Origin of the sequence: Halorubrum sp. SD683, from assembly GCF_002135045.1 — an archaeon.
Taxonomy (GTDB): domain Archaea; phylum Halobacteriota; class Halobacteria; order Halobacteriales; family Haloferacaceae; genus Halorubrum; species Halorubrum ezzemoulense.
In genome coordinates, this window is the sequence record NZ_NEWJ01000117.1 from 1 (window position 1) to 5103 (window position 5103).

A 5103-nucleotide genomic window follows, 5' to 3' on the forward strand; every position below is an offset into this window, starting at 1 on the left:
TGGGATCGTCTCAATGAATGGTTCAAGCACCGCCTCATACCAGATCTTTCGACGCTGAAACGGCAGATTCAACGAGGACTGCCGACGATCACGGAACCGATCATCTGGAACTATCTCTGCCCTTGAGGACGGTAGAAATTAACGCACGACCGTATCAAAGTGGCAGTCGCGAGGGCGAAGCACGGCGCAGTACGCACCGCAGCGAGTAACGCGAGCGAGGAGCGCGACGAGCCGCGCGAGCGAGGAACGCAACGAGCCGCGCGAGTCCTTGCGGCTGGGGCTTTGGAGGAGTTCGCCGCCGATCTACAACCAGTCATTTATATCCGGACGGCTGGGGCTTTGGCGGTGTCGGCCGCCGATCTGCTACCAGTCATTTATCTATTAAATTCGGAATCAGCCTCTCTGACTTATAAACAACCGCCCGTCGGCGTCGGTTCTGGTTTCCTCTTTCTCTCAGCTCACTCGTCCGACCGTCACGTCGAACGGGACGTACTCGACGCGTTCGTACTCCGCGGCGCCGATGGCGTCGACGACCTCGCGGCCCATCTCGCGCCAGCGCCCGCGGAGGTCGTCGTACGCGCGCTCGGAGGTCGCGGCCACCAACTCGTCGCGGTGGTCGGCCAGCCCCGCGCCGGAGGCCTTCCGCGCCGCCGACCGCAGCGCGGCCTCGGCGTACGGCGGCTCGGTCCGCTTCTCGTGGACGTAGCGCCGAGTGCGCACGTCGACGAGTCCCGCCGCGTCGAACGCCTCGCGGACCCGGTCGCCGAGCGCCACGTCGGTGTCCACCCCGTCGACGTACGCCTCGCGGGCCTCGCGCTCCAGTCGCTCCTCGGCGTCGACCGTCGAGGCCACCCGCACGTCGGCGTTGTCCGGCTCGACCGCGGCGACGAGGTCCCCGGAGACGCGGGCGAGCTCTCGGACCGCGGCGGTCGGGTCCGGGAGGTTGATCAGCAGGGCCTGACAGGCGGCCAGGTCGACCGCGTCGTCACCGACCGGGAGCCGCGTGGCGTCGCCCGCGAGGTAGCCGATCCGGCCGTCGCTCTCCTCGCGGGCGACCGAGAGGAGCTCTCGGTCCGCGTCGACGCCGAGTACGTCCGCGTCCGTCTCCGCGGCCAGCACGCGGGTCAGCTCTCCGGTACCGCAGCCGACATCGAGGACGCGCTCGCGGCTCGATAGCTCCAAGTCGGCGAGCGCGTCGCGGCCGTCCTCCCACATCCCGCGGCGGGTGTGTTCGAGGTACTCGGCGGAGAAGCGTCGCACGCCCCCGCTTCGGCGCGGGCGAAAATAAACGTCCGGAGATCGACCGCCGCTCGATTCCCGGTCGGGCCGTCACGCCTCGTCGGCGTCCCCCTCGCCGCCGTCCGTCTCCCCTCCGCTGCCGTGGCCGCCGAATCCCAGCATGTCGGCGGCGAGGACGGCGGTCACCCCAGCGCAGTAGCCGACAAACGCGCTGCTCAGCCCGATCGCGGCGAAGCTCACCGTCACGTCGCCGAGCGCCGGGTTCCCGTCGTTGACGCCGGGGACGCCGACCACCGTCCCGACGAGGACGAACCCGCCGAGGACGACCGCCGGCACGACGCCGACGGTCAGACAGGCCGGCCCCCCGCAGCGCGCGTACGCCCCGGCGGCGGCCAGCGGCCCGGGCGCGTAGAACACTAACGGCGGGAGGAGCCGGTCGGTCAGCGCGGCCGCCGCCGTCGCGCCGACCGACTCGGCGACGAAGGCGGCGACGAGCACGAGGGCCACGACCCCGGCGAATCCGACCACCAGTCCGACCGCGCGGCCGCGGCGACGGCCGACCAGCAGCGCTCTCGTGGTGGACATGCCCGCGGATCGCCCGCGAGATAACTTAAAACTGCGTCGGACGGACGGCGTCCGCGGAGACGGCGGCGTCTCGGTCGCGGTGCCTCAGTCGCGCCGGAGTTCGCGCACTCGGTCGATGTTCCACGCGAAGCTCTTTCCGTCCTCGGTCGGCGTCTCCAGCGCGAGCGGCACGTCCGTCAGGTCGGGGTGGTTGAGGAACCGCTCCATCCCCGCCTCGCCGATGTGCCCCTCGCCGATGTGGGCGTGTTCGTCCTTGTTGGTGCCGCACTCGTGTTTCGAGTCGTTGAGGTGGACGTACTCCAAGTGTTCTAACCCGACCACGTCGTCGAACTCGCCGAGGGTCTGGTCGACCGCCTCGGGCGTCGAGAGGTCGTAGCCCGCCGCGAACGCGTGTGCGGTGTCGACGCAGACGTCGATGTCGGTCTCGGTGCGGTCGATGACCCCCGCGAGGTGCTCGAACTCGCCGCCGAGTTTCGTTCCCGCGCCCGCGTCGCTCTCGATCAGGATCGTCACGCCGTCGGGCACGTCAAGGTCGTCTATCACCGACGCGGCGTTATCGAGGCCGCCCTCGACGCCGGCCCCCGTGTGCGCGCCGAGGTGGACGTTCACGTACGGGATGCCCAGCTTGTCGGCCGCGTCGACCTCTTTTTGCATCGAGTCGAGCGACTTCTCACGGAGCCCCTCCTTCGGCGTACAGAGGTTCACGAGGTAGGAGGTATGGATCACCCACGGCCCCTCCAAGTCGCGTTCGGTCCCCTCGCGGAACCGTTCGGCCTCCTCGTCGCCGATGTCCGGGTCCTGCCACACCTGCGGCGAGTGGGTGAAGATCTGTCCACAGTTGCCGCCGACCTCGACCTGGTTCGCCACGGCGTTGTCCACGCCGCCGGCGATGGAGACGTGCGCGCCGACCTTGAGACTCATACCGATCACACGGGGGCGGTCGAAAAAGCCCCTTCGGAACCGGGCGGTCCGCGGTCGTTCGCGGTCGTCCCCGCCGTCACCCGCCGCCGCTCCCCGATTTCCACGTCTTACCGCCGCTCCCCGCTTTCCACGTCTTGCCGCCGCTCCCCGCTTTCCGCATCTTACGCGCCGCCCCCGGGTCGCGTCCGGGCCCATTCCTCGTTCCGGTACTTCTCCGCGGCGATTTCCTCGGCCCGCTCCAGTTCGTCGTCGGTCCACGACCCGTCCGCGTCGACCGTCGCTCCCGGAGTCGCGTCCGCCCAGTCGGCCAGCGCCGCCTCGACGGTCGCCACCGCGGCCGCGCGGTCGACATCGACCAGTTCGTCCATCCCGACGACCCGGTCTCGGAACGCCTCGGGAGTCACCGACGGATCGGCGAAGACGCCGAGGTGGCGGGGCGCGTCGACCGAGAAGGTCAACGACCCGTGCTGGATCACCGCCTCCCGCTTGCGGTACTGAGCGTTGCCGGCGATCTTGCGGAGCTCGTCGCCCTCCGGTCCCGGGGCCACCACGTCGTGTGCCGGGTGGAGCTCGCGGAGGTAGCAGGCGGGGTGATACAGTTCCGGCACCGACTCGTCGACGTAGTCCGCGTCGACGCCGAGCCGGTCGAAGGCGTCGAGGACCGGCTCGCAAAGAAGGTGGTAGCAGTCGAGCAGTTCGCCCGGCACCGTCTCCGCGGGGACCGCGATAGAGTAGGCGATATCACCCGTTTCGTCGTGGTAGATGCCGCCGCCGCCGGTCTGCCGGCGCGTTGCGTCGATCCCCTCGCGCTCGCAGAATCTCCAGTCGACCGTCTCCGGGTCTTGGTGGCGGCCGAGGGTGAGACAGCTCGGCTCCCAGCGGTAGGTGCGGAGCGTGGCGGGGCCGCCGGCCGCGGCGGTCTCGGCGGCAACCTCGTCTAACGCCATCTGCATTGGGCCGGGGCGGGTCTCCTCGCGGATCAGCCGCCAGTCGACGGCGGGCGCGGTCATGTCGACACCGTCGGCCGCCGCTCCGAAAGCGGTTGCGCTCGGCCCAGCGGTCGGCCCGAACAAAATTCGATATCGCGATATACGCTATACCAGTGGATGTCGTCGAACGCGCGCCCCTTTTACGAATCGCCGGAGTAGGGGCGCGTATGGTGCGAAACGTCGCCGGCGACATGGCCGACCTCGACCCCGAGGACTTCTACCTCCTCTCGGGCGTCGAGCAGGGGATGCGCTTCTCGGAGTGGGTCCGTCGCGACAAGCTCCCGGACTACGCCGACCTGACGCGCGAGGAGGTCGACTACCGCATCGACCGCTGCCTCGACCGCGAGCTGATCGAGCGGAAGACGATCCAGTACGAGGGGTACCAGCTCACCTTCGAGGGGTATGACGCCCTGGCGCTCCGGACGTTCGCGGAGCGGGAGACGATAGACGGTGTGGGGTCGCCGCTCGGGCTCGGCAAGGAGGGCGACGTGTACGAGGCGCAGTCGTTCCGGCCGCTCGCCCTGAAGTACCACCGCGAGGGGTACACCAACTTCCGCGAGGTGAACCGCGAGCGCGAGTACACCGCCGACCGGGACCACGTCTCGTGGCTGTACACCGCGCGCAAGGCGGCCGAGCGGGAGTACGAGGCGATGGAGTCGCTGTATCCGGACGTCTCCGTCCCCCGGCCGGTCGACCACAACCGACACGCCATCGTGATGGAGAAGTTCGCGGGCGTCGAACTTTCGCGCGCGAAGCTCGACCCCGAGCAGGCGGTCGGCGTCCTCGATCTGATCTGCCGCGAACTCGCGACCGCCCACGAACTCGGCTGGATCCACGCCGACGCCTCCGAGCACAACGTCGCGGTCGCCGAGAGCGGGATCACCATCTTCGACTGGCCGCAGGCGGTGCCCGTCGACCACGAGAACGCGCGGGAGTTCCTCGAACGCGACGTGGAGAACCTCGTCCGGTACTTCGGTCGGAAGTACCCGCACGAGGTGCCGCGAGAGGCCGACATCGAGGGCATCGCCGCCGCTATCGCCGACGGCTCGTTCGAGAGCGTGCGGTCGTTCGGCGCCGAATAAAGCGGATAGCGCGATACGAAATCCGGCTTGGCCGCGGTTCGTCCCGCTCGGCTGCCGTTCGTCACGTCCGCACCGGTCCGCGGGGTCTCGCCGACCGTCTGGCGAGGTTTTAGGCATGCCTAAGATTCGAAACCGCTTTAATCCTTTAGGGTGGCCTAAATGGTAGTGTTTAGATAAGCTGATTCCATGCGAAGGCGAACGCTTGGAGCCAATTTTCGGCGGTACTCGGTTCGGCGTGACTAAACGTATTTGAGAATTGGTTTGTTCGCCGTTTTACTTCGCGAAAG

The 5103-nt window shown here is 68.5% G+C and carries 5 protein-coding genes and 1 pseudogene; 1 reads left to right on the forward strand and 5 read right to left on the reverse strand.

The features are described 5' to 3' along the window. Window positions 1–453: 453 nt before the first annotated feature. The 4 genes from B9G49_RS15610 to B9G49_RS15625 all read right to left on the reverse strand — a co-directional run bounded on the left by B9G49_RS15610 (window position 454) and on the right by B9G49_RS15625 (window position 3755). Complete coding sequence (locus B9G49_RS15610; RefSeq protein ID WP_086216985.1) at window positions 454–1260, reverse strand: class I SAM-dependent methyltransferase; 807 nt, start codon at window positions 1258–1260, stop codon at window positions 454–456. A gap of 69 nt (window positions 1261–1329) precedes the next feature. Next, window positions 1330–1824: a hypothetical protein gene (locus B9G49_RS15615; RefSeq protein ID WP_086216986.1), complete on the reverse strand. Its 495-nt coding sequence runs from the start codon at window positions 1822–1824 to the stop codon at window positions 1330–1332. Between the two features lie 84 nt (window positions 1825–1908). Further along, the gene (locus B9G49_RS15620; protein ID WP_086216987.1) at window positions 1909–2745 is read right to left on the reverse strand and encodes a deoxyribonuclease IV; all 837 of its coding nucleotides are present in this window, start codon (window positions 2743–2745) and stop codon (window positions 1909–1911) included. 161 nt (window positions 2746–2906) lie between these two features. Continuing rightward, on the reverse strand, window positions 2907–3755 hold the full coding sequence (locus B9G49_RS15625) for a biotin/lipoate A/B protein ligase family protein (protein ID WP_086216988.1): 849 nt from the start codon (window positions 3753–3755) through the stop codon (window positions 2907–2909). 146 nt (window positions 3756–3901) lie between these two features. On the opposite strand from B9G49_RS15625, the gene B9G49_RS15630 reads away from it, so the two are divergent. Beyond that, window positions 3902–4816 (forward strand): serine/threonine-protein kinase RIO2, encoded by a 915-nt coding sequence (locus B9G49_RS15630; RefSeq protein WP_049932388.1) that lies wholly within the window; start codon window positions 3902–3904, stop codon window positions 4814–4816. Window positions 4817–4985: 169 nt separating this feature from the next. Here B9G49_RS15630 and B9G49_RS15635 read toward each other — a convergent pair. After that, window positions 4986–5103: pseudogene (locus tag B9G49_RS15635) on the reverse strand (IS6 family transposase); the annotation flags it as partial.